The sequence below is a fragment of the Novosphingobium taihuense genome, from assembly GCF_007830315.1.
Lineage (GTDB): Bacteria > Pseudomonadota > Alphaproteobacteria > Sphingomonadales > Sphingomonadaceae > Novosphingobium > Novosphingobium taihuense.
Genome location: NZ_VLKJ01000011.1, coordinates 39,008 through 64,286, shown reverse-complemented (window position 1 = coordinate 64,286; position 25,279 = coordinate 39,008). Strand labels below are relative to the sequence as shown.

The window sequence follows — 25,279 nt, the reverse complement described above, 5'->3', positions numbered from 1 at the left end:
TTCCGTTGCGAATTGCCACTTGGTTCAGGGCGGGGAGAAATTCAAGTGAGGAAATTGCGAGGCATAGTGCAAAATCTGCATCTAGGCCGCCGAACGCGCTTAAAACCGCTGTTCTCCGGCATTCGGTCATTGCTGCCCATTAGGTCAGTCAGGCCGCTTCCATTACGAATGGACCATCAATTTTGAGCTATTGATCGAGCCAGTAAATCAAACAGGGCAAATTTGCTCATTGGAAAAATGGCGTCCCATGCATTACCTCGCCAATCACACCACGGTTCACCCATCCACAACGAGAAGGATTTAAGTCTATGTCGATCGTCGGAACCAAGCTGAAGCCGTTCCAGGCAACCGCGTTCCATCAGGGCAAGTTCGTCGACGTGAGTGATGCGGACGTGCTCGGCAAGTGGGGCGTGTTCTTCTTCTACCCGGCCGACTTCACCTTTGTCTGCCCGACCGAGCTCGAAGACCTCGCCGACATCTATGGCGAACTGCAGGGCCTCGGGGTTGAAGTGTACTCGGTTTCCACCGACACCCATTTCAGCCACAAGGCTTGGCACGAGACCTCGCCTGCTGTCGGCAAGATCAACTACTACATGCTGGGCGACCAGAACCACACGATCTCGAACAACTTCGACATCCTGCGCGAAGGCGTCGGCCTTGCCGATCGCGGCACGTTCGTGACCGATCCGGACGGCACCATCCAACTGGTCGAGATCACCCCCGAGGGCGTGGGCCGCAATGCTGCGGAACTGCTGCGCAAGATCAAGGCCGCCAAGTACTGGCGCGAGAACCCCGGCCAGGTCTGCCCGGCCAAGTGGGAAGAAGGCTCGGCCACGCTGGCCCCGTCGATCGACCTCGTCGGCAAGATCTGATCCAGTTCGGCAGGACGTTCGCCGCGTGGGGTTGAACGTCCTGCCAAAAATCACCGGATGGGCCGTGCCGCTGATGGGCGGCCCGCCGGTTCCACGTATCCGATCATGCAACTGAAATGATCCCCCGTGCGCCGACCAATCGGTGACGCGCGGGTCCTGCTGTCCAAAGGAAGTTACCATGCCCGTACTCGACGCCGCCACCACCGCCCAGCTCAAGGCCTACCTAGGCAACCTGCGCCGTCCGATCGAGCTCGTGGCAACCCTCGACGACAGCCCCAAGTCTGCCGAAATGCGCAGTCTTGTCGAAGAGATCGCTGCGCAGTCAGACAAGGTAACTGTGCGCTTCGACGGCACCGACGAGCGAGCGCCCAGCTTTGCCATCCGTGCCGACGAGGGTAGGGCCCAGGCCGTTTTCGCCGGGCTTCCGATGGGCCACGAGTTTACCTCGCTGATCCTCGCACTGCTCCATGTCGGCGGGCACCCGCCCAAGGAGGATGCGGATCTGCTTGAGCAGGTGCGCGGCCTTGAAGGCCCGCTGCACTTCGAGACGTTCTTCTCGCTGACCTGCCAGAACTGCCCCGACGTCGTCCAGGCGCTCAACATCATGGCCGCGCTGAACCCCAACGTCACGCATGTCGCCATCGATGGCGCGCTGTTCAAGGACGAAGTCGAGCGTCGCCAGATCATGGCAGTGCCAACGGTATTTCTCAACGGCCAGCCCTTCGGCTCGGGCCGGATGGATCTCGCGCAGATTGTCGCAAAGCTCGACACCAACGCCTCGGCGCGCGCTGCAGAGAAAATCGCGGCAAAGGAGCCGTTCGACGTGCTCGTCGTCGGTGGTGGGCCCGCAGGGGCTGCCGCTGCGATCTATGCCGCGCGCAAGGGCATTCGCACCGGTGTCTTGTCCGAGCGCTTTGGCGGCCAGGTGCTCGACACAATGGGGATCGAGAATTTCATTTCGGTCCAGCACACCGAAGGGCCCAAGCTGGCTGCACAGCTGGAAAACCACGTCAAGGAATACGAAGTCGACGTGATGAACCTGCAGAAGGCAACCGCGCTGGTTCCAGCTGGTGAGGACGGCCTGCATGAGATCACGCTGGAAAATGGCGCAAGCCTCAAGGCCAAGACCCTGATCCTATCGACCGGCGCGCGCTGGCGGCAGATGGGCGTGCCGGGCGAGGACGAGTATCGTAACAAGGGTGTGGCTTACTGCCCGCACTGCGATGGCCCACTGTTCAAGGGCAAGCGCACCGCCGTGATTGGTGGCGGCAACTCGGGCGTGGAGGCCGCAATCGACCTTGCCGGGATCGTCGCTCACGTCACGTTGATCGAGTTCGACAATCAGCTTCGTGCCGACGCCGTGCTGCAGGCCAAGCTGCGCTCGATGCCCAACGTTACGATCGTCACGTCGGCGCTCACCACCGAAGTGCTCGGGGATGGCGCGAAGGTTACAGGGCTGGTATACAAGGACCGAGAGACCGGGGAGCTTCACACGGTCGAGCTCGAAGGCATCTTCGTGCAGATCGGGCTCGTCCCGAATACCGAGTGGATCAAGGGCGCCGTCGATCTCAGCCCGCGCGGTGAGATCGAGGTCGATGCTCGCGGCGCGACGAGCGTTCCCGGGATCTTCGCTGCGGGCGACGCCACGACGGTGCCCTACAAGCAGATCATCATAGCCATGGGCGAAGGTTCCAAAGCTGCGCTTTCTGCCTTCGACTACTTGATCCGACAGGGATAAATCTCAGGCTGAAATCCCGAGGGCAATGCTCGTCTCAAGCCCGACGGGTCGCACAGGCGGCGGCGCAACAAGTTTGCGTCGCCGCTTCTGCTTTGATCGTTGCATCCAGCACCACGCTCGCCTAGCGTCCACCCTGTCTTGCGCTGTCAAGTATGTTTGGGAGGGAATAAGTGGCGATTTCCAGGCACGTACTCCGTTTCGCATCCAGTTTTCTGGCAACGGTCACGTTCAATGCCGCACTGAGCGGGCCTGCTCTTGCCGACACGCCCCATCGCGATCTGAATCACAATGGTCGGCTCGATCCTTATGAGGACCCGACACTCGCCACGTCGAAGAGGGTTGACGATCTGCTCGGGCAAATGACGGTCGAGGAAAAGATCGCGCTGATGCTACATGGTACGCTCGCAGCCGAAGGCGGGGCGCTCATCGGCGTGGGCAAGGCTTACGACAAGTCTGCCGCGCAGGTTTTGCTGGCGCGCGGCGTCAACAGCTTCATCACCCGGCTGTCGCCTGACGCCAAAGGCTTTGCCGAAGAGAACAACGCAATTCAGAAGATGGCTGAGGCCACGCGCCTCGGCATCCCAGCCACAATCAGCACGGACCCTCGCAACCACTTTCAGGTCACGGTCGGCGTCAGTTCGGCCAGCGGGGGTTTCTCGCAGTGGCCCGAGACGCTCGGCATGGCAGCAATCGGGGACGAGAAACTTGTCGAGCGCTTCGGTAAGCTGGTTGCGGCCGAGTATCGCGCAGTTGGCATCCACATGGCACTCAGTCCTCAGGCAGACCTCTATACCGAACCGCGCTGGCCGCGTGGCGTGGCCACCTTTGGAGCCGATGCGGCCATGGTTTCCCGCCTTGCCGGAGCCTATGTGCGCGGATTTCAGGGTAGCCCGAACGGCCTCGTGCGCTCGGGCGTCGCCACGGTTGTCAAGCACTGGGTCGGTTATGGAGCCGAACCCGAAGGCTTCGATGGCCACAACTACTACGGCCGTATCGCCAAGCTCGACAACGCGAGCTTCGCACAGCACGTCGCCGCGTTCGATGGGGCGCTCGCTGCAAAGTCGGCCGGCGTCATGCCCACTTATGTCATTGCCGAGGGTGTCACCATCCGTGGCAAGCCGCTGCCGCAGGTTGGGGCAGGGTTCAGCAAGCCGCTTATCGAAGGTCTCTTGCGCAAGACCCGGAAGTTCGGAGGCATTGTCATTTCCGATTGGGCGATCACCAATACCTGCCTCGAACAGTGCATGCGGCCAACCGCCGAGAAGCCGCAAGGTTATAACATTGCGATGCCATGGGGCGTCGAGAACCTGTCGGAAATCGATCGCTATGCTCTCGGTGCAAACGCTGGCATCGACCAGTTCGGCGGCGTCGACGATCCCGCCCCGCTGATTGCCGCATACAAGGCCGGAAAGCTGTCGCGCGCCCGCATCGATCAGGCAGCCCGCCGCGTGCTCACGCTCAAATTCAAGCTCGGCTTGTTCGATAACCCCTATGTCGATGTCGAGCAGGCCGCGAAAGTGATCGGCGATCCGGCAACCCAGGCCGAGGCGGACAAGGCCCAGCGCGCGGCGCAGGTGTTGCTTGAGAACAAGGGCAACCTTTTGCCGCTCTCTCAAGGACGGAAGGTCTGGCTCTCTGGCGTCTCTGCCGATGTTGCTCGGGCACGGGGGTTGACCGTGGTCGACAATCTCGATGAGGCGGACGTCGCGCTGGTCCGTGTCGCCACGCCGTTCGAGGTTCTCCATCCCAACCATTTCTTCGGCTCGCGTCAGCACGAGGGCCGCCTCGATTTTCGCGCTGAAGACGTGGCCACGAAGACCGTGGCAATGGCAGCAGCCAAAGTGCCCACCATCGTCGCAGTCGATCTTGATCGTCCCGCTGTGCTCACGCTGCTCAAGGACAATGCTAGCGCACTTTATGGGTTGTTCGGCGCCAGCGATGCTGTGCTGGTCGATCTCGTCACAGGCAAGGCAAAGGCGCGCGGACACCTGCCGTTCGAACTTCCGTCGTCTGCCAAGGCGGTGGAAGAACAACACCCCGGCCGCCCCGACGACAGTGTCGCACCTCTCTACAAGCGAGGCGACGGCATCGTTCTGCCCTGAATATCGATCAAGGCCGGGGAAATCGCCATGCCCCGGCCTTGCCGACTCTCGTGGGCTTCGCCAGAGCCTCCTGCGTGAGCGCAAATATCGTCATCGGCGCCGACCGGTCCGGCGCCCCCGTCAGGATCGACGTCGAGGAACTGCTTGCCACCCGCCTGCTGGTGCAGGGCAACAGTGGGTCGGGCAAGTCGCATTTGCTGCGCCGGTTGCTCGAGGAAAGCGCCAGCATCGTCCAGCAGGTGGTGATCGATCCCGAAGGCGATTTCGTCACGCTGGCTGATGCGTTCGGCCATGTCGTGGTTGATGGTTCGGCCTATGATGGCGCGGAGATCGCCAAGCTCGCCGCCCGCATCCGCAAGCACCGCGCATCGGTGATCCTGACGCTTGATGGGTTGGAACTCGAAGCCCAGATGCGGTGTGCCGCCGTGTTCCTCAACACCTTGTTCGATGCGCCGCGCGACGAATGGTATCCTGCACTCGTGGTGGTTGACGAAGCGCAGATGTTCGCACCCGCTGCTGCTGGAGACGTGTCCGACGAAGTGCGCCGTCTCAGCCTATCGGCCATGACAAACCTCATGTGCCGTGGCCGCAAGCGCGGCCTGGCCGGTGTCATTGCCACGCAGCGCCTTGCAAAACTCGCCAAGAACGTGGCTGCAGAAGCCTCGAACTTCCTGATGGGCCGCACGTTTCTGGACATCGACATGGCCCGCGCCGCCGATCTGCTTGGCATGGAACGACGGCAAGCCGAGACGATCCGCGATCTTGAACGCGGTCACTTCCTTGGGCTTGGCCCTGCCATCGCGCGCCGCCCGGTCGGCGTGCGCATTGCCGATGTCCAGACCCGTGCGCGCAATGTCATTCAGGGCTTGATGCCGCTTCCGAACGCGGGCGGGGCAGAGATGGAATCAATCCTCTTGTCAGAGCCCCTCGCCATGGAACCGCCTCCGCGGCCGCCCGAGCCAGAATTGGTCGTGCCCGAAAGTGGCGAGCTTCTTGAGCAGATCGAGGGCTATGTTCCCGCTTCTGAACAGGTCGAGCCCCCCGTTGCACCGAGCCTGTTCGAAGCCGAGGAGACGGCTGCAAGCATCGCCTCGATCCTGACGGAAATGGCCGCCGAGACTGATTGTACGTTCCAGCCTGCAGCGCAGCTCTATCAGGACTTCACCGTGCGATGCCGGATGCTGCGGATATTGCCCGGCATGGACCTCGGAGCGTTCCGGCGTCGCTTTGCCATGGCCGTGGCAGGTATCGCGGACGACAAGGCTTCGGAATGGCAGGACCTCCTGCGCATCGGCAAGGACGTGCCTGACGATCTGCTTGCTCCGTTCCTGACGCTCGCCCGCGCCGCCGTCGATGGCGCGCCGTGCCCTGATGACGAGCGCCTCGCCGAGATCTATGGCACGCGTTCCTCAGGCCGTATCCGGCGCCTGTTGGAACACCTCGAAAAGAGCAACCTGATCGTCGTACGAACTGATTACGGTGGCAGGCGCTCGGTGGGCATTCCGGCCTTGGGCCTGACTACCGCTCCGGTCGAGGCCTGAGGTCCTATTCCACGCTGTAGAAGTCGATCACGACGCTGTCGGGCTTGCGGATGCCGCGGGCCACGAAAACCTGCCGCCGAAGCCATTCATGGGGCCCGGCCTTGACCGAGAAGCGCGGCGTCGTGCGGAAGTAGTAGGCTGACGGATCGACGTTCTCGCCCTTTGCCAGTTTCTCGATGACCTCTGGCGCTGCCGTCCGCACACCGGGATTTGTCACTTCGATGACGGTGCCATCGGCCACCTTGAGGAAGTACCGGGCCTCGATGCTGGTAAGTCCCCCGGGAAGGATGACCTGCCAGTCGCCACCGCCCGGAAGCACTTCGCCCGCAAGCTTCGGTCCGCTCACCGTGCCTCCGGTTATGGCAATGAAGCGCTTGCGACCCTGGTCCACTTCTCCTTGCTCGACGGGGGGAGCCAGCGTTGCACGCACTGAAAAGGCGTAAGAGAGTGTTGGTGGAGGTGCGTGCGTACCTTCGTCTGCGCGAAGTGGCGAACCCACGCCCACCAGCGCAATCACGAGGATTAAAGTTCTGATATTCAATTGTTTTCTCCCATTTCCCGTTGTCTCGGCACGCTGACCGCACGGAGTTGCAGTTCGCAAATGCGGCGCGAAGCGGCTTCCCGCATTACAAAAGGCGTTGCACTCTTTGTATGCTTTACTAATGGAAAGTCCGTTCGCCGCGCGCTTTCCATCCGGAATTGAGAAATTGGCCGAAAGCTGCGCGCTTTCTTGCGTTGGAAGGACCATCCGTGGCCACGGCAGAGATAACCCGCCAGTCAGTCGTCCCCGAGCTTGATCTCGACGACCTCGACTCGGTCCTCGGGCTGCACATCGGCACGGTCAACACGCTGTTCGTGAGCCGTCTCGAAAAGCGGCTCGATCCGCTGAGTGTCACGCCCAAGCAGGTTGCGATCCTCTGGCTGGTGAATGCCAACCCGGGCGTGAAGCAGACCGATCTTTCGCGCTTCTTCCAGATCGAACGCCCCACGGTTCACCAGTTCGTGCGCCAACTGATCAAGAACGGCTTTCTGATCAACGAGCCGTCGAAGCTTGATCGACGCGCCGGTGGGCTGTGGCTGACCGACGAGGGGCGCGAGGTTCTCACCAAATCGCGTCAGGCCATTGCCGAACATGAAGAGCAGTTGACGACTGCGCTGACGGCGCGGGAAAAGTCCGAACTTTTCCGCATCCTCATGAAGCTCTATCTCTCGGCTCCGGCGAAGGATTGACGTTCAGGCGGGGGACATCGCATCCTTGCTATCTCGCAGCGATGTACAAAGGATTCCCTTCGATGAAGCAGATCATTCCCGGCGTGATTGCCGCCTTCGCGCTTGCTGCTGCGGGGGGCGTAATGGCCCAGTCCGCCGGAAGCGCGGCGGGTGATCCTGTGCGAGGCAAGTCGGTCTATGCGCGCTGCGCAGCCTGCCATGATCTGAACACCGGCGCCACGCGATTGGGACCTTCGCTTAAGGGGGTGGTCGGGCGTACTTCGGGCACGATGCCGAACTTCAATTACTCACAAGCCTTGAAAGACAAGGCTGTGGTCTGGGACGCGGGATCTCTCGACGCGTTCTTGTCCGGTCCATCGAAGTATGTTCCCGGCAATCGCATGGCTTTTCCACCGCTGGCGAATCCTCAGGACCGTGCAGATTTGATTGCATTCCTGCAGCAATCGGCGCGCTAATCTCCAGCCTTGATTTTAAGGTAATTTGGCCCCCGCATCCGACAGGCTGCGGGGGCTTTTGCTGTGATAGGAGAAATGAAGCAATCATAAATGATCATTATTGATCGTTTGTGCGCACAATGCTATCAACTCTGCAACCGCCGCGAAACCGCGCATATTTGTCTGCAGGGATGCCATGAACGCCCATACCCCGATTGCCGCTGCACTGCCTTTTGCCGTTCCTTCCAGCCGGTGGGACGATGTCATTGCGGCCTCGCTTTCGCCCGCAGAACTGCTGCTGTACCGCTCGAACCTGCTTGGTTCCGATCTCACCGTCACCAATTTTGGCGGCGGCAACACGTCCGCAAAGCTTGAGGAACTTGATCCGCTGACCGGCGCGAAGGTTGAGGTCCTGTGGGTCAAGGGATCGGGCGGCGACATCGGCTCGATGAAGCTCGATGGCTTTGCTACGCTCTATCAGGCAAAGCTGCTGGGGCTTGAGGCGCACTATTCGGGTCCTGATGACGACGACAAGATGGTCGGCTTCCTGCCGCACTGCACGTTCAACCTGAACGGTCGCGCGGCATCGATCGACACCCCGCTTCATTCGCTCCTTCCGTTCGCGCATGTCGATCACGTCCACCCCGATGCGATCATCGCGCTGGCAGCTTCGTCGGGTGGTCAGGCGGCGACTCAGGAAATTTGGGGCGGAAGGATTGGCTGGCTACCGTGGAAGCGCCCGGGGTACACGCTGGGCGTGATGCTGCGCGATTACGTGAAGGCCAATCCGCAGGTGGAAGGCGTTATGCTCGCAGGCCACGGGATCATCTGCTGGGCCGATAGCGCCAAAGCCTGCTACGAGCACACCGTCAAATTGATCGCCGATGCCGCGAACTATCTGAATAGGAAGCTGGCGGGCAAGCCAGCATTTGCTGGTCAGGCTATTGCGGCCAACCCAGATCGCACCGTCATTGCGGCTGACCTCATGCCTCGGCTGCGCGGTTTCATGACAGGCGCGCGCCAGAAGCTCGGTCATTTTTCCGACGATGCCGAGGCATTGGAGTTCGTTGGCAGCGTCGACTTCGAGCGCCTTGCCGCGCTTGGCACCTCATGCCCCGATCACTTTCTGCGCACCAAGATCGCCCCGCTGACGCTCGATCCCACACGCCTGCAGGACGATGCCTATCTCGAGGAGAAGATCGCGGACTATCGCAAGCTCTATGCCGCGTATTACGGACGCTGCAAGCGCGCCAACTCTCCCGCGATGCGTGATTCCAACCCCGTCGTCGTGCTGGTGCCGGGCGTTGGTCGCATCACGTTCGCCACTGACAAGACCACCGCACGCCTCGCGGGCGAGTTCTATGGCAACGCCATCAACGTGATGCGCGGGGCTGAAGCCATCGGTGAATACATTGCGCTTGATGAGCAGGAAGCTTTCGACATCGAGTACTGGCTGCTCGAGGAAGCCAAGCTTCAGCGCATGCCTGCGCCCAAGCCGCTGGTCGGCAAGATCGCGCTCGTGACCGGCGGCGCAGGGGGCATCGGCGCAGCCACGGCCGCCCGTCTGCTTCGGGATGGGGCATGCGTCGTTCTGGCCGACCGTGATGCTGCAGCGGTTGAAGAGGTCCGCTCCGGGTTCGCAAGGCAGTTCGGCAAGGATGTCGTCCGTGCTGCCGTCTGCGATGTGACCGACGAAGCACAGGTCCAAGCCGCCTTCGACCTCGCCGCGCGCGAGTTCGGCGGCCTTGATATCCTCGTTGCCAATGCCGGTATCGCCAGTTCCGCCCCGCTTGAGGAAACCACGATCGAGTTGTGGAATCGCAACTACGACGTGCTGGCGCAGGGCTACTTCCTAACCAGCCGCGCGGCCTGGCCGCTGCTCAAGCGGATGAAGGCTCAGGGCGGTGCATCTGTCGTGTTCATCGGTTCGAAGAACGGCGTTGCCGCAGCCACCAATGCCAGCGCCTATGCATCAGCCAAGGCCGCAGCGAACCATCTTGCGCGTTGCCTCGCCCTTGAAGGCGCCCCCCACGGTATCCGCGTCAACGTCGTCAATCCCGATGCGGTGATCAAGGGCAGCCGTATCTGGGACGGCGACTGGCGCAAGGAACGCGCCGGAGCCCACGGCATCGACAGCGGGAAAGAACTGGAAGAGCACTACCGCCAGCGTTCGATGCTCAAGCGCGATGTCCTGCCTGAAGATATTGCCGAAGCCGTCTATTTTCTCGCTTCGGACATGAGCGCAAAGTCGACGGGCAACATGATCAACGTCGACGCGGGCAACGCGCAGGCTTTTACGCGCTAAGTCTCCGGGAGAGCACAAGACATGACTGAGCTGCCTATTTCGGCCGACCTGATCGCCGAGCGCAATTCTGCCCATGCCGAGGCTTTGGAAGACGACTATGCCGCACTCGGGCGCAAGCTCTCGCGCGCCGGCATCGACATTGATGCGATCAAGGAGCGCGTAGCCGGCTTTTCGGTCGCTGTGCCTTCGTGGGGGGCAGGGCGCGGCGGCACGCGCTTTGCCAAGTTCCCGATTGCGGGCGAGCCGACCAATATCCACGAGAAGCTGGAGGATTGCGCGGTCGTCCAGCAGCTTAGCCGCGTGACGCCGCGCGTCAGCCCGCACTTCCCTTGGGACAAGGTCAGCGACTACAAAGCCCTCCGCGAAGAGGCGGCGAGCCTCGGCCTCGGCTTCGATGCGGTCAATTCCAACACCTTTCAGGACCAGCAGGGGCAGGCCCACACTTACGCAAACGGCTCGCTCGCCGCGCAGGATTCCGCGACACGCCAACAGGCTGTCGATCACAACATCGAATGCATCGAAATCGGCGTGCAGCTAGGCTCCACCGACCTTACCGTGTGGGTAGGCGATGGGACCAACTTTCCAGGCCAGCAGGATCTCGGCCGAAGCCTCGACCGCTATCTGGAAGCCGCCTCGAAGATCTACGCCGCGCTGCCAGATGACTGGCGCATGCTGCTCGAACACAAGATGTTCGAACCGGCTTTCTACTCGACTGTCATCAGCGACTGGGGCTCTTCCATCCTCGCCGCTCAGGAACTGGGACCGAAGGCCAAGTGCCTGGTCGATCTCGGCCACCATGCGCCCAACGTGAACATCGAGCAGATCGTGGCGCGCCTCCACCGCTTCGGCAAGCTTGGCGGCTTCCACTTCAACGACAGCAAGTACGGAGATGACGATCTCGACAGCGGCTCGATCAACCCGCACCAGTTGTTCCTCGTGTTCAACGAACTGGTCGAAGCTGAGCTCAACCCGCGGGATGGCTTCAATCCCAGCTACATGATCGACCAGTCGCACAACGTGACCGACCCGATCGAGTCCATGCTGTCGTCGGCCGAAACCATCACCCAGTGCTTTGCTAAAGCGCAACTGGTCAACCGCGAAGCCCTTCACGAAGCGCAGGCATCGAATGACACGATGATGGCCTTTCAGGCGCTGCGCCGCGCCTATAACGTCGATGTCGCCCCGATCCTTGCCAAGGCAAGGCTGGAAGCAGGCGGGGCGATCGACGTGCTCGAGGCCTACCGTCTCAGCCAGTACCGCAGCCGCAAGGCGCAGGAGCGCAAGGCGGTCGGCCTCGGTGCCGGCATTGTCTGACACCTGAAAATCATAAAAGAAATCGGAGAGAGCAGCATGACCATTCGCAGGGGCCTGACGGTCGCCACGATCCTAGCCACGACCACTTTGCTCACTCCGGTAGCCTCCGCCCAAAGCGCGACGCCTGCGCAGGCTACTGCCCCTGCCGACGCCCTCGAACAGCAGTTCCAGGATCCACCCGCTGAAGCACGTCCGCGTGTGTGGTGGCACTGGATGAATGGCAACATCACCAAGGACGGAATCGCCAAGGACCTTGCTTGGATGAAGCGCGTAGGCATCGGCGGGTTGCAGAATTTCGATGCCGGGCTAGATACACCGCAGGTGGTCGAGAAGCGTCTCGTTTACATGACGCCGGAGTGGAAGGACGCCTTCCGCTTCGCGGCTGCCGAAGCCGATCGCCTTGGCCTCGAACTTGCCATCGCTGCCTCACCGGGTTGGTCGGAAACCGGCGGGCCTTGGGTCAAGGCCGAGGACGGGCTGAAGAAGGTCGTCTGGAGTGAAACGCGGCTGAAGGGGGGCAAGCGCTTCACTGGCAAGCTGTCTGCACCGCCATCTGCAACTGGTCCGTTTTTCGATATGCCGATCTCCGATCCGCTTGCAGCGTTGACGGGCGAGCATGGTTTCAAGGCACCGCAGCACTACAGTGACATCGCCGTGTTCGCAGTACCGGATCTGAGGTCCATCGAAGCCGTGCCGAAGTACTCGTCTGCAGGCAAAACGCTCGAAGGCGCGGTCTTGTCCGACAGTTCGCTCCTCAGCGGTGTGACTGTCCCGCGCGGGTCGCCAGAAGCGCCGACTACACTGATTGCGACCTACGCTAAGCCACAAACTATCCGCTCTGCAACGATTGCAATTCCTGGCGCCAAGGGCATCTTTTCCGGCCCCACTGTCACAGCCAGTCTCGAGGCGAGCGATGACGGGCAGCTCTGGCGCAAGATCGCCGATTTCCCGATCACCGCCGCACCTTCGACGGTCGGCTTTTCACCGGCTACCGCGAAACATTTCCGCCTCGTGCTGGCCCCTCTGCCGTTCAAAGGCTCCAATATGGGCGATCCGGTGCCCGGCCTTGCCCCTTCCGGTGGCTTTGTCGAGATGATGGCCGCTGCCGCCCGTGCGCCCTTTGACATCCGCCAGTTTCGCCTCTCGTCCGAACCGCAGATTGACCAGTTCGAAAGCAAGGCCGGATTCGCGGTCGTGCAGGACTATGATGCACTCACAGTTCCAGAAAGCGGCACGGTCGGCATCGATCCAGCCAAGGTCATCGACCTTACGTCGATGCTCAAGAGTGATGGCTCGCTCGACTGGACCCCACCCAAAGGCCGTTGGCGCATAATCCGCTTAGGCGCGAGCTTGCTCGGCACCACAAACCATCCAGCGCCGCCCGAAGCGACTGGCCTCGAAGTCGACAAGTTTGATGGCGATGCGGTGCGTCGGTATCTCGAGCATTACATCGGCATGTACCGCGACGCGGCCGGGCCAGACCTGATTGGAAAGCGCGGGGTGAGGGCGATCCTTACCGATTCCATCGAAGTAGGCGCAGCGAACTGGACACCTAGGATGGTCGATCAGTTCAAGCGTCTGCGCGGCTATGATCCGACGCCCTACCTTCCGGCCCTCGCAGGCGTGCTCATCGGTACACGCGAACAGTCGGATCGCTTCCTGCGCGATTATCGCCAGACTCTTGCCGACCTGATGGCGTCCGAGCATTACGGCACGGTCGCCAAGGTCGCGCACGAGAATGGCCTGAAAGTCTATGGTGAAGCGCTTGAGGACAACCGCCCTTCGCTTGGCGATGACATGTCGATGCGGTCGCACGCTGACGTACCCATGGCCGCGCTTTGGACTTTCGGTCGTAAGACCGGCCCAAATCCCAGCTACATTGCGGACATGAAGGGCGCCGCCTCGGTTGCGCACATTTACGGTCAAAATCTTGTAGCGGCAGAATCGATGACTTCCGCGCTCGCCCCATGGGCTTACGCGCCTAACGAGTTGCGCCGCATCATCGACCTTGAGTTCGCCACCGGCATTAATCGGCCTGTCGTCCACACGTCCGTTCACCAGCCGGTCGACGACAAGGTGCCGGGCATGTCGCTCATGATCTTCGGCCAGTTCTTCAACCGGCACGAGGCATGGGCGGAACTGGCGAGGCCTTGGGTCGATTACATGGCGCGTTCCTCGCTGCTGCTGCAGGCTGGCCGCAACGTGGCCGATGTCGCTTACTTCTACGGCGAGGAGGGCCCTATCACCGGGCTCTACGGAAAGAAGCTGATTGATGATGCCCCGAAGGTCCATGCATGGGACTTCATAAACCGCGACGCGCTTTTCGACGCGGTCGAGGTGCAGGGCGGGGAAGTCGTCAGCAAGGGCGGGGCGCGGTACAAGGCGATCCAGCTCGGCGGGTCCTCGCAGAAGATGACCTTGCCGACGCTCCGCCGTCTTGCTGGACTGGTCGAGGCCGGGGCCACACTCGTCGGGAAGGCACCGGTCGCCTCGCCCGCATTGGGCGACGATCCGGCTGAGTACGCGGCGCTCGTCAGCAAACTTTGGAGTGGCGCACCGACGACCAAGGTGGGCAAGGGCCAGGTCATCACGTCGTCGTCGATCGATGAAGCGTTGGCAGGCGCAGGCGTTGGGCCGGATCTCGTGCTATCGGGCAAGTCTGAGAATGCCGAGATCCTGTTCGTCCACCGAGCGGTGAGCGATGGTGACATCTGGTTCCTCAACAACCGTAACGCCGCGCCCGAAACCGTCGAGGCCCGCTTCCGCGTCACCGGCAAGCAGCCCGAGCTCTGGCATGCCGATACCGGCCTGACGGAAGCCGTCTCCTATCGCATCGAGAATGGCCAGACGATCGTCCCACTCACGCTTGATCCCGAAAGCTCGGTCTTTGTCGTGTTCCGCAAGGCAGCCGCAACCGATGCGCTGGCAATCAAGAAGCTCGCACCAGTACCGCTGTCGACGCTTGAGGGATCGTGGAAGGTCGCCCTGCAACCCAGGCGGGGGGCACCGCCGTCACTTACGCTATCCAAGCTCGCATCGCTCACGGAGCAGGCCGATCAGGGCCTGAAGTACTTCTCTGGTCTCGCGACGTACTCATCCACATTTACCTTGCCCATGGGAGCAAAGCCCGGCCAACCGCTATGGATCAATCTCGGCGATGTCGGCGAGATTGCCGAAGTCTCCGTCAATGGTCGCCATGCCGGTTACGCCTGGCACAAGCCCTATCGCGTCAATGTCTCGAAGTTCGTGAAGAAGGGTGCCAATGCCATCGAGGTGAAGGTCGCCAACCTCTGGGTCAACCGCCTGATCGGCGATGCGCAAGCTGGGGCGACAAAGGTCACGTGGACCGCGATCCCGACGTACTCCGCCAATGCACCGCTCCGCCCGTCAGGCTTGATCGGTCCTGTCACGCTGGAAGGACAGACCATTTCCAGAAAATGAGATGAGCTCCGAGACGCGGAATTGTGTCGAAAAGCCATATGGCGCTGACCTAAATTTCAGACATGTTTCCCGTCATCGGCCCAAAGAGCCTTACGGGTCGCAACGCAGGCATGGCGCCACACGCCCGGCACCGCTAAGGAGCCGGGCGTGACATGTGGAGACTGGAAATTCTGGGTGGATCGGGGCGGCACGTTTACCGACGTGGTTGCGATCGACCCTGCCGGAAAGCTTCACCGCACCAAGCTTCTCTCCGAAGACCCGGGCCGCTACGGCGATGCTGCAGTGGAGGCGATGCGGCGGCTTACCGGAACATTTGCCGGTCCGCTGCCTCGCGCTGAACTGCGTCTCGGCACGACCGTTGCCACCAACGCCCTGCTCGAACGCAAGGGCGAACCTGTCTTGCTGGCCATTACGCGCGGCTTCGGCGATTCCCTGCGCATCGGTACGCAGGAGCGGCCCGACATCTTTGCTCGCCGGATTGATCTGCCCAAACCGCTCGCCTGCGAAGTCCTCGAAATCGTCGAGCGGGTGAGGGCTGATGGCACGGTGGAGTTGGTCTTCGATGAAGCTCATGCCCGTGCGGGCCTGCAAGCGGCATACAATCGTGGTCTTCGCGCCATCGCCATCGTGCTTATGCATGGTTGGAACTACCCGGCCCATGAACGCGCGCTGGCCAGTATCGCGAGAGAAATCGGATTCTCGCAGATTTCGGTCAGCCACGAAGTTGCCCCGCTCATCCGCCTTATCTCGCGCGGCGATACCACGGTAGCGGACGCTTATCTGTCGCCGGTCCTTGATCACTACATCGCGGGGCTGACAGAAGGCCTCGGGCCTGACGTGTCAGCCCTGTTCATGCAGTCGGGCGGCGGGCTTGCCGATGCGGCTTCGTTCCGGGGCAAGGACGCGGTCCTGTCGGGGCCGGCAGGGGGCATCGTTGGCATGGCGGCGACAGCCAGAGCAGCCGGTTTCGACGCCGTCGTCGGTTTCGACATGGGCGGCACTTCGACTGACGTCTCGTGGTTTTCGGGCCGGTACGAGCGCGAGAGCGAGGCGCGCGTGGCGGGCGTGCGACTGCGCGTGCCGATGATGCGCATCCACACCGTCGCGGCAGGCGGCGGCTCGATCTGCCGGTTTGACGGCACGCGGCTGATCGTCGGCCCCGAGTCTGCCGGAGCAGTGCCGGGCCCCGCCAGCTATCGTCGCGACGGCCCGCTTGCTCTGACCGACTGCAACGTGCTGCTCGGCAAACTGCAACCGGCGCATTTCCCGCACGTCTTCGGCCCTTCAGGCAGAGAACCGCTGAGCCGTGATGCCGTTGCTGCTCGCTTCGCCACGCTGTGCGAGGAAATCACAGCCGCCACTGGGCAGGCGATGGCGCCTGAACAGGTCGCCGAAGGCTTCCTCGCCATCGCGGTCGCCAACATGGCCAATGCAATCAAGGCCGTGTCTGTCCGGCGAGGGCACGATGTCACCCGTGCCACGCTGGCGTGCTTCGGCGGGGCAGGGGGGCAGCATGCCTGTCTTGTCGCCGATGCGCTGGGGATCGACACCATCCAATGCCACCCGCTCGCCTCGGTGCTATCGGCCTATGGCATGGGCCTTGCCGACCGACGAGCCATTCGCGAGGCCAGCTTGGGCGTACTTCTTGACGCCCCAGGACTTGGCGAAGCGCAAGTCCTTGCTGCCCGTCTTGCCAAGGAAGCAACTTCCACTTTGGGCGAGGCATCCCATGCCGAAGTCACGCTCAACATTCGTCCCAAGCGCAGCGAATCCGTTCTCGAGGTCCCCATCGGTCCGCTCGACACCATCCGGACCGATTTCGCCAAGCAATGGCAATCCCGCTTCGGCTTCGCCGTCGACGACGATGTCGTCATCGATTCCCTGCGCGTCGAGGCAATCCTGCCCAGTGCCCACGCGCAAGTTGCGGTGGCCGCGCTGCCGCTGGCCAGCGGCGCACCCATAGAAACCGTCGTGCTCCACACCGCCGACCGCCCTCACGACGCACCACTGTGGAGGCGCGAGGATCTGGCCACCGGAAGCACGGTCGTCGGCCCCGCGCTGATCGTCGATCCGGTCAGCACCATCGTGGTCGAGCCGGAGTGGCAGGCGCGTGTTGACGCGATCGGCAACCTGATCCTCACCCGCACGCAGCCGCGCGCGGCCAAGGTCGCAGACCACACCGCTCTCGATCCCGTTCGGCTCGAGGTGATGGGCGGGCTGTTCATGGCCGTTGCCGAGGAAATGGGCGCTGCGCTCCAACACTCGGCCCGCTCGGTCAACATCCGCGAACGGCTCGATTTCTCCTGCGCCCTTTTTGACCGCGCTGGCAACCTCATCGCCAATGCCCCGCACATGCCGGTCCACCTCGGCTCGATGGGCGAGAGCGTGCGCACGATCCTTTCCCGGCGCAGCATCGACGGTCGCGGCATCCGCCGCGGGGATGCCTATGTTCTCAACGCGCCCTATGATGGCGGAACGCATCTGCCCGATGTTACCGTCGTCATGCCCGTCTTTACGCCCGACGACCGCCAAGGACCTGCATGGTTCGTCGCCGCGCGCGGCCACCACGCCGACATCGGCGGCATCGCTCCCGGCTCGATGCCGCCCGACAGCCGCACGCTCGACGACGAAGGCGTCCTGCTCGATAATGTCCTGCTGGTTGACGAAGGCCGCCTGTGCGAAGCCGAACTGCGCTCTCTGCTGGCCAGTGGACCGCACCCGTCACGCGCGATCGATCTCAACATCGCTGATCTCAAGGCCCAGCTTGCCGCGTGCACCCGCGGCTCTGCTGAACTCGTGCGCCTCGCCGCGGAGCAGGGCCGCGCCACCGTCGATGCCTACATGGCACATGTGCAGGACCACGCCGAACGCGCTGTGCGTGCGCTGATCGGACGCTTGTCAGACGGTGCATTCACCTACGCCATGGACAATGGCGCGAAGGTTTCCGTCGCCGTCACCTTTGATCGCGACAAGGCGCAAGCAACCATTGACTTCACCGGCTCCAGCCCGCAGCTCACCGACAACTTCAACGCCCCGCTCCCCGTCGTCCGCGCAGCCGTGCTTTACGTCGTTCGCTGCCTGATCGACGATGCTGTGCCAATGAACGAAGGATGCCTGCGCCCGATCCGCCTGATCGTGCCGGAAGCCTCGATGCTCCACCCCCGCGCCCCTGCGGCTGTTGTCGCGGGCAATGTCGAGACCAGTCAGGTCGTCACCGATGCGCTGTTCGGCGCGCTCGGCGCGATGGCTGCGGCGCAGGGGACGATGAACAACTTCACCTTCGGCAACGAACGCCACCAGTATTACGAGACGATCGCAGGCGGGTCAGGGGCCGGACCCGATTTCGATGGTGCCAGCGTCGTCCAGACCCACATGACTAATTCACGCCTGACCGATCCTGAAGTGCTTGAAACACGTTTCCCGGTGCTGATCGAAGCCTTCGCCATTCGGCAAGGCTCGGGCGGCAAGGGCGCGTACCGTGGCGGCGACGGTGCCATCCGCCGCGTTCGCTTCCTCGAAGCGATGGACGCCGGCATCCTTGCCAACCGACGCGTTGTGCCGCCGTTCGGCCTTGCTGGTGGCGGCGCCGGAGCCTGCGGCATCAACCGGATTGAGCGGGCTGACGGAACGGTCGAAGTCCTGCCCGCAACTGCTTCGGCAAATATGGAACCCGGCGACGTCTTCGTGATCGAATCCCCCGGCGGTGGCGGATACGGCAAGACCTGAACAGGTAATTCTACCGCGCACGTTGACATTCGCGCGCGAGTGGCCATTTCTTTCGCATGCTTTCGCAAAAGACGCGATATTCGATCCGGGCGCTGCAACACCTTGCCGACACTTTCGGCCAGGGGCCGGTGCGTCTGGATGACATCGCAGAGGCGCAGAACATTCCGCGCAAATTCCTCACGGTCATCCTCTCGGAAATGGCGCGTGAAGGCATCGTCATTTCACATCGGGGCAGGGATGGTGGCTACGAACTCGCGCTTCCACCGGTCGATATCCGCTATGGCGACATCATCCGTCTGACCCGCGGCAGCCTCGCCCTGGTCCCTTGCGCCGCGCGTAATGCCCACGAACACTGCAACAATTGCCTGCCCGAGGCGGAATGCCGCCTGCGTGGGCTCATGCTGCAATTGCGCGACGAAACCGCCGCGATCCTCGACCGTATCACACTTGCCGATCCGATCGCGGTCGAAGCGCCCTTCGCCGACGCGTAAAACGCAGTAACTTCACTTGGCGTTCAGGAACCGGCTGGCTATAGGGTCGGCATGAACGTCCTCGACATGCGCCGCTCCATGCGCTTCGCCGTCCTTGCTGCAGCCACCGTCGCCATGGGCGTCACTGCCGGTTGTGCAGGCGGCGGAAACAAGAAGAAGGACGTGGCCTACGTCGCGCGCGACGTCGATACGCTCTACACCGCCGCCAAGGATCGCCTCGATCGTGGCGATGCCAAACAGGCTGCGGCCCTGTTCGATGAAGTCGAGCGCCAGCACCCCTATTCGCCCTGGGCGCGCCGCGCACAGCTGATGAGCGCGTTCAGCTACTATGCGGCGCGCGATTATTCCAAGTCGGTCCAGTCGGCACAGCGTTTCCTGTCGATCCACCCGGGCAACAAGGACGCGCCTTACGCCTACTATCTCGTGGCGCTTTGCTATTACGAGCAGATCTCCGACGTCACGCGTGACCAGAAGATCACCCAGCAGGCGCTGACCGCGATGAACGAGCTGGTCCGCCGCTATCCCAACACCGACTACGCCGCCGACGCGCGCCTCAAGATCGACCTGATCAACGATCACCTTGCTGGTAAGGAGATGGAGATCGGTCGCATGTACCAGCGCAGCGGCAAGTGGCTTGCAGGCACGCTTCGTTTCCGCACGGTCGCGGAAAAGTACCAGACCACCAGCCACGCGCCCGAAGCGCTCTACCGTCTCGTTGAAAGCTACCTGACGCTCGGCCTGCCCGAAGAAGCGCAGAAGGCCGCTGCGGTGCTCGGCACCAACTACCCCGGCAGCAAGTGGTACGAACGTTCATTCGAGCTGATGAACAAGTACGCGCCGGGCACGAAGGCCGTCTGAAACTGGCCGTTCAGAAGCCGTAGACCAGCGTCAACCTGCTGGTCGTGTCCGTCCCCAAGCGACCCAGTTCCGGTGCAGTCTCGTGCTGCACCATGTACGATAGCCGCGCCTTGAGCTTGCCGATAAGGCGCGAATCGAGCGCGGCGAGGGTGTAGAACGTGCTGCCTTGCGCATCGACGTAGGCGCTGGCGTCCTGACTATATTCGAGGCCAGGCCCGAGCTTCACCTTGGCTTCCAGTGAGGCAAGGCCAGCGACGACCGATTCGCGCTCACCACCTACGGCATTGGTGACTCGCCATGCCGGCCCTGCCTTGACGCTCAGCTTTGCACCTTCGTCTTTCAGCACACTGTAGCCGAGGCCGCCCGAGATGCTGTAGCGCGAGGCAAAGCCCTGAAAGCGGTCCTTCTCGTACTGGCCGAGCCCGTAGAGATAGCCGCGATCGTCGAACTTGTAGTTGGGCTCGGCCGAGAAACGGTACTGCTCGCGCGTTACTACGCTGTCTGTTTCCTGATAATCGGCCCGGGCCGTCGTGCCGACCCGCCAGTTTTCGCCTTCGACCAGCAACTTGAATCCGCCGACCAGCCCGATTCCTGGCGCGTTTCCAGTATTCGCAAAAGCCCCGGCTTCGCCTTCGCCAGTCCATTTGACCGCACGGACCAGCGCAGGTGGTTCCGAAGCTGAAGTCGTCGCCTTCACGGGCACTGCCGCAGCAGGCGTGGGAGTCGAAACCAGCCGCGTCGCCTTCCAAGCGGCGACTCGATGATCGATGGCTTCACCCGCTGCCGGGTAGGCACGTCGCGCCGCGCGCAGTACCGCCTCGACTTCCGCCTGATCACCCGATGAGAGCGCGGCATCGATCATTTCGGCTACGCCTGCTGGCAAAGCTGCATCGCTGGCAACCGGTTCAGCGGTTGTCGCGACAAGGGCGAAGGAAAGTGCTGCAATGCCAATCATGGGTAAGACCATTCCATGTCCGCGCCCTTAACACGCAGGCGCGCGGCCTTGCCACAGCTTTGTCATCAATGCCTTGTTATCATGAGATAATCAGAATTCAGTTCAGGCAGGTTCCATCTCACGCACGGGTTGGATCGCTTGGCTTACGGCGGCGAGAAACTGTTCGGTTGCACGGTCCCAGTTGTAACGCGCGCCTTGAACTGCCGCGCCAAGCCGGTCGCACCGCAGCGCCTTGTTGATGGCTAGCGAGAGGTCTTCGTCGAGCGCGCCTATCTGCATCGGCAGATCGTTGGCTGGGCCACGTCCTTGCGAGCCGACCACGTCCAATGGCCCCGGCACCGGAAATGCCGCGACGGGCACGCCGCAAGCCATGGCCTCGATCATCACCAGACCGAAGGTGTCGGTCCGGCTCGGGAAGACAAAGACGTCTGCAGAGCAATAGGCGCGAGCCAGGTCTTCCCCATGCCGCGCGCCAAGGAACACCGCTTCGGGAAAGCGGGCCTGCAGCCGCATCAGATCCGGCCCGCTGCCCACGACCACTTTCGTGCCCGGAACATCCGCCTCGAGGAATGCCACCAGGTTCTTTTCGATCGCAGCACGGCCCACGTTGAGCATGATCGGGCGAGGGAGGTCGGCCAACTCGGGCAGCGGCTCGCGCCCCGGCACGAACAGGTCGCGATCAATGCCGCGTGTCCACAGCCGCGTTTGCTTAATGCCCTGCTGTGCCAGTTCGTCGGCGAGGCTCGGTGTGGATACCAGCACCGCCCGGCTCGGCCCGTGGAACCGGCGCATGACCGGCCAGAAACGGTTGACGCTCAGGCCCGTGCGCACGGCGGCATATTCAGGAAAGCGGGTATGGAAGGCGCTGGTGAACGGCACGCCGTTCGCCTTGCACCAGCTGCGCGCGCTCCAGCCAATCGGGCCTTCGGTGGCGATATGGACCACATCGGGCGCGAAATCGGAAAGCGTGCGGCGCGTGCCGAAACGTGGCAGCATGGCCAGGCGAATCTCGCCGTAGCCGGGCATGGGCATCGTACGGAACTGGCTCGGTGTCACCAGTTCGACCTCGTGACCGTATGCGATCAGCCGGTCGACTGTCGCCGCCAAGGTGCGGACTACGCCATTTACCTGGGGGTGCCAGGCGTCGGTGCAAATGGCGATCCTCATGCGGGTTCCTCCTCGAGTTGCGGGATGGGCTTGAGCACCGCCTTCAGGGCTGCTGTCCGGCGGCTCTCCTCAGCCCAGTCGATGATCGACATCGCGCCGTCGAAATCCTCGGCGAGCGCCGTGCAGCTTTCGACCCAGTCGCCGTCGTTGTAATAGGTGATGTCGCCGATCTGACGGATTTCGGCGCAGTGAATATGGCCGCAGACCACGCCGTCGACGCCCATGTCGCGAGCGGCGTGCGCTACGGCTTCCTCAAAGTCGCAGACGAACTGGACCGCGTTCTTGACCTTTTTCTTGAGATAGGCCGAGAGCGACCAGTATGGCATCTTCATCCGTCGGCGGACGGCATTGAACAGCACGTTCGCCCGCAGCAGCAACGAATAGGCCTTGTCGCCGAGGAAGGCGAGCCAGCGGGCATAGAGCACCACGCCGTCGAACCCGTCCCCATGCGTCACCAGCAGGCGGCGTCCATCGGCCGTCTCGTGGATCATCTCCAGCGCCAGTTCCACCCCGCCAAAGCTCATGCCCGCATAGGGCCGCAACATTTCGTCGTGATTGCCCGCGATCAGGATCACCCGCGTGCCACGATGTGCCATCTTGAGGATTCTGCGGATGACTTCGTTGTGGGCGTCGGGCCAGTACCAGCCCTTGCTCAGCCGCCATCCGTCGACGATATCGCCAACAAGATAGAGCGTCTCGCATTCGATAGCGGTCAGGAAATCGAGCAACAGCGTGGCATTGCAGCCCCGCGTGCCGAGGTGGATGTCCGAAATCCATACCGTGCGATACTTGCGCTTTGGCCGGAAGCCGCGCGGTTCGGGCAGGTCGAGCCAGGCGGGGGCCGAGGAAACCAGATCGGCGGCGGATTTGAACGGCGACTTGCCGTCGAGCTTCGCACGGGATGCCATGAGCGAACCTTTCTCCATGTCGGATATGGCCCTGCCGGATTCGCGTTGCGGGCGTGTGGCACTGTGTCACCGCAATGAAACAAGTGGTGAACGAATGCCGCAGCCTTGCGTGGACGAGCGCAGCGCAACCGGCTAGAGAATCGCGCGATGCTCACCAGCCTGTCGATCCGTAACGTCGTACTCATCGAGGCGCTCGATCTCACCTTCGCCACGGGGCTGGGCGTGCTGACGGGCGAAACCGGCGCGGGCAAGTCGATCCTGCTCGATGCCCTCGGTCTTATTCTCGGCGATCGCGCGGACAGCGGCCTAGTCCGTGCGGGCGAGGATCAGGCCAGCGTTACCGCCACTTTTGAGTTTGACCGCATGCCCGCTGCGATACGCTCTGCGCTGGGTGAGGCGGAGGTCGACTTGGAACCGGGGGAGCCCCTGATCATCAAGCGCCGCGTGCGCGCTGATGGTGGCTCGAAGGCCTTCGTCAATGATCAGCCAGTCGGAGTTGCGCTGCTGCGTGAGCTTGCCCGAAGCCTTGTCGAACTGCACGGCCAGCATGACGATCGCGGTCTCGTGAACGCACGCGGTCACCGCGCCCTGCTCGATCGCTACGCCGGGGCAGACGTTGCGGGCGTCGAGGGCGCATGGGTGAAGTGGCGCAAGGCCGAAGATGCGCTCGCCACCGCCCGCGCTGCAGTTTCGCGCGCTGCCGAGGAGCAGGACCTGCTTCTGGCTCATCTTGCCGAACTCAATGCGCTTGCCCCGGTGTTGGGTGAGGAGGAGGACCTCGCCGGACAGCGGGCGGACATGCAGAAGGGAGAGCGGCTTTCAGGCGATCTCGTCGAACTGCAGCGCCTGTGGGAAGGGTCAGATTCTGCGCTTGCAACCTTGCGAAGCGCTGCGCGCAGGCTCGATCGTATCGCCGGTGAGCATCCGATGTTGGCCGAAGCGCTTGAGGCGCTTGACCGGGCGGTCATCGAAGCGGGTGAGGCGGAAGACAAGCTTGCCCGCGCAGCTGAGGCGCTGGCCCACGACCCGGCGCTGCTTGACCGGATAGAGACACGCCTTTTCGAATTGCGCGCCGTGGCCCGGAAGCATGCATGCACGGTTGACGATCTTCCGCACAAGATGGCCGAGATGCGCAGTGCGCTTGATGCCATCGAAGGCGGCGAGGCGCAGATTTCAGGGCTGGAGCGCGCTGCACGCGAAGCCGCGCTCGATTATCAGGCAAAGGCGGAGACGCTGTCTGTACAGCGCGCCGAAGCAGCCCGCCGCCTCGACAAGGCCGTCGCCGCCGAACTCGCCCCGTTGAAGCTCGATTCGGCGAAATTCCACACCGCTGTGCTTCGCCTCCCTGAGGATCGCTGGGGCGCGGGCGGTATCGATGCGGTTGAATTCCTGATTTCCACCAACCCCGGCGCAGACTTCGCTCCACTGGGAAAGATTGCCTCGGGCGGCGAACTCTCGCGCTTCATCCTCGCGCTCAAGGTTGCGCTGGCAGAAGAGGGCGGGGCCGCAACGATCATCTTTGACGAGATCGACCGCGGGGTCGGCGGTGCCGTCGCAAGCGCCATCGGCGATCGCCTGTCGCGTCTTGCCAGCGGTGGCCAGTTGCTGGCGGTAACCCATAGCCCGCAAGTCGCCGCGCGCGGAGACCGGCATTACATGATCGCCAAGTCCTCCGAGGGTACCGTGACGCGCACGTCGGTAAACCTGCTCGACGCTGCTGCCCGCAAGGAAGAGATCGCCCGAATGCTGTCGGGCGCAGAAGTCACGGCCGAGGCTCGCGCGCAGGCTGACCGGCTGCTGGAACGAGCGTGATCTATTCGCGCCGTACCTTCGTTGGCGGAGCGGCCGCCGTCGCACTGCTACCCCTCAAGGGATGGACCATGGAAGAGATCGATCCTGCAACCACTTATGCGCTCATCGGCCAGATCATGGCGGCACCGGGCAAACGCGAGGAATTGATCGGCTATCTGGCTGAAGGCAGCAATGCCATGCCGGGCAATCTCGCCTACCAGATCTGGCGCGACAAGGCGGACGAGAACAGCATCTGGATCACCGAGGTGTGGAAGGACGAAGCCTCGCACAAGGCAAGCCTGGCTCTTCCGCAGGTGCAGGAAGCCATCCGCAAGGCTCGCCCGATCATTTCGGGCTTTGGCGCGCGCGCAGAAGTGGAAGCGGCTGGAGGCAAGCGTTGACGCCG

Annotated in this window: 18 protein-coding genes; 14 read left to right on the top strand and 4 right to left on the bottom strand. The window is 62.7% G+C overall.

All coding sequences use genetic code 11. The features are described 5' to 3' along the window. Positions 1 to 308 precede the first annotated feature (308 nt). The 4 genes from ahpC to IQ25_RS17560 all read left to right on the top strand — a co-directional run bounded on the left by ahpC (position 309) and on the right by IQ25_RS17560 (position 6,253). Entirely contained in the window at positions 309 to 872 is a 564-nt protein-coding gene (gene ahpC, locus IQ25_RS17575) for an alkyl hydroperoxide reductase subunit C (RefSeq protein WP_144907577.1), read from the top strand. Positions 873 to 1,050: 178 nt separating this feature from the next. Continuing rightward, positions 1,051 to 2,610: an alkyl hydroperoxide reductase subunit F gene (gene ahpF / locus IQ25_RS17570; RefSeq protein WP_144907576.1), complete on the top strand. Its 1,560-nt coding sequence runs from the start codon at positions 1,051 to 1,053 to the stop codon at positions 2,608 to 2,610. 170 nt (positions 2,611 to 2,780) lie between these two features. Then, positions 2,781 to 4,712 (top strand): glycoside hydrolase family 3 protein, encoded by a 1,932-nt coding sequence (locus tag IQ25_RS17565; protein ID WP_258537066.1) that lies wholly within the window; start codon positions 2,781 to 2,783, stop codon positions 4,710 to 4,712. Between the two features lie 74 nt (positions 4,713 to 4,786). Continuing rightward, positions 4,787 to 6,253, top strand: coding sequence for an ATP-binding protein (locus IQ25_RS17560; RefSeq protein WP_144907575.1), 1,467 nt, complete (start codon positions 4,787 to 4,789; stop codon positions 6,251 to 6,253). A gap of 4 nt (positions 6,254 to 6,257) precedes the next feature. Here IQ25_RS17560 and IQ25_RS17555 read toward each other — a convergent pair whose 3' ends face one another. After that, entirely contained in the window at positions 6,258 to 7,001 is a 744-nt protein-coding gene (locus IQ25_RS17555) for a DUF3237 domain-containing protein (RefSeq protein ID WP_246415554.1), read from the bottom strand. Positions 7,002 to 7,003: 2 nt separating this feature from the next. On the opposite strand from IQ25_RS17555, the gene IQ25_RS17550 reads away from it, so the two are divergent. From IQ25_RS17550 to IQ25_RS17515, 8 genes are all read left to right on the top strand, one after another. Next, positions 7,004 to 7,483 carry a MarR family winged helix-turn-helix transcriptional regulator gene (locus IQ25_RS17550; protein WP_158637784.1) on the top strand — a complete coding sequence of 160 codons (480 nt, stop codon included), beginning with the start codon at positions 7,004 to 7,006 and terminating at the stop codon, positions 7,481 to 7,483. Between the two features lie 62 nt (positions 7,484 to 7,545). Next, on the top strand, positions 7,546 to 7,938 hold the full coding sequence (locus tag IQ25_RS17545) for a c-type cytochrome (RefSeq protein WP_144907572.1): 393 nt from the start codon (positions 7,546 to 7,548) through the stop codon (positions 7,936 to 7,938). A 175-nt stretch (positions 7,939 to 8,113) separates the two neighbouring features. Next, positions 8,114 to 10,222, top strand: coding sequence for a bifunctional rhamnulose-1-phosphate aldolase/short-chain dehydrogenase (locus IQ25_RS17540; RefSeq protein WP_144907571.1), 2,109 nt, complete (start codon positions 8,114 to 8,116; stop codon positions 10,220 to 10,222). 21 nt (positions 10,223 to 10,243) lie between these two features. After that, entirely contained in the window at positions 10,244 to 11,536 is a 1,293-nt protein-coding gene (locus tag IQ25_RS17535; RefSeq protein ID WP_144907570.1) for a TIM barrel protein, read from the top strand. Positions 11,537 to 11,572: 36 nt separating this feature from the next. Beyond that, complete coding sequence (locus IQ25_RS17530; protein ID WP_144907569.1) at positions 11,573 to 14,977, top strand: glycosyl hydrolase; 3,405 nt, start codon at positions 11,573 to 11,575, stop codon at positions 14,975 to 14,977. A 147-nt stretch (positions 14,978 to 15,124) separates the two neighbouring features. Continuing rightward, complete coding sequence (locus IQ25_RS17525; protein WP_144907568.1) at positions 15,125 to 18,703, top strand: hydantoinase B/oxoprolinase family protein; 3,579 nt, start codon at positions 15,125 to 15,127, stop codon at positions 18,701 to 18,703. Positions 18,704 to 18,759: 56 nt separating this feature from the next. Next, positions 18,760 to 19,194 carry an RrF2 family transcriptional regulator gene (locus IQ25_RS17520; protein ID WP_144907567.1) on the top strand — a complete coding sequence of 145 codons (435 nt, stop codon included), beginning with the start codon at positions 18,760 to 18,762 and terminating at the stop codon, positions 19,192 to 19,194. Positions 19,195 to 19,245: 51 nt separating this feature from the next. Beyond that, on the top strand, positions 19,246 to 20,052 hold the full coding sequence (locus tag IQ25_RS17515; RefSeq protein ID WP_181447272.1) for an outer membrane protein assembly factor BamD: 807 nt from the start codon (positions 19,246 to 19,248) through the stop codon (positions 20,050 to 20,052). 10 nt (positions 20,053 to 20,062) lie between these two features. Here the strand turns inward: IQ25_RS17515 and IQ25_RS17510 are convergent, their stop codons facing one another. The 3 genes from IQ25_RS17510 to IQ25_RS17500 form a co-directional block, all read right to left on the bottom strand. Next, a complete protein-coding gene (locus tag IQ25_RS17510; protein WP_144907566.1) occupies positions 20,063 to 21,007 on the bottom strand; it encodes a DUF481 domain-containing protein in 945 nt (314 codons plus the stop codon). A 102-nt stretch (positions 21,008 to 21,109) separates the two neighbouring features. Continuing rightward, positions 21,110 to 22,174, bottom strand: a complete 1,065-nt coding sequence (locus IQ25_RS17505) for a glycosyltransferase family 4 protein (protein WP_144907565.1) — start codon at positions 22,172 to 22,174, stop codon at positions 21,110 to 21,112. Next, positions 22,171 to 23,082, bottom strand: a complete 912-nt coding sequence (locus IQ25_RS17500; RefSeq protein ID WP_144907564.1) for a UDP-2,3-diacylglucosamine diphosphatase — start codon at positions 23,080 to 23,082, stop codon at positions 22,171 to 22,173. Before IQ25_RS17500 ends, IQ25_RS17505 begins: the two co-directional genes overlap by 4 nt. A gap of 147 nt (positions 23,083 to 23,229) precedes the next feature. On the opposite strand from IQ25_RS17500, the gene recN reads away from it, so the two are divergent. Next, on the top strand, positions 23,230 to 24,894 hold the full coding sequence (gene recN / locus IQ25_RS17495) for a DNA repair protein RecN (RefSeq protein ID WP_144907563.1): 1,665 nt from the start codon (positions 23,230 to 23,232) through the stop codon (positions 24,892 to 24,894). Then, positions 24,891 to 25,274 carry a putative quinol monooxygenase gene (locus IQ25_RS17490; RefSeq protein ID WP_258537065.1) on the top strand — a complete coding sequence of 128 codons (384 nt, stop codon included), beginning with the start codon at positions 24,891 to 24,893 and terminating at the stop codon, positions 25,272 to 25,274. Before recN ends, IQ25_RS17490 begins: the two co-directional genes overlap by 4 nt. Positions 25,275 to 25,279 lie beyond the last annotated feature (5 nt).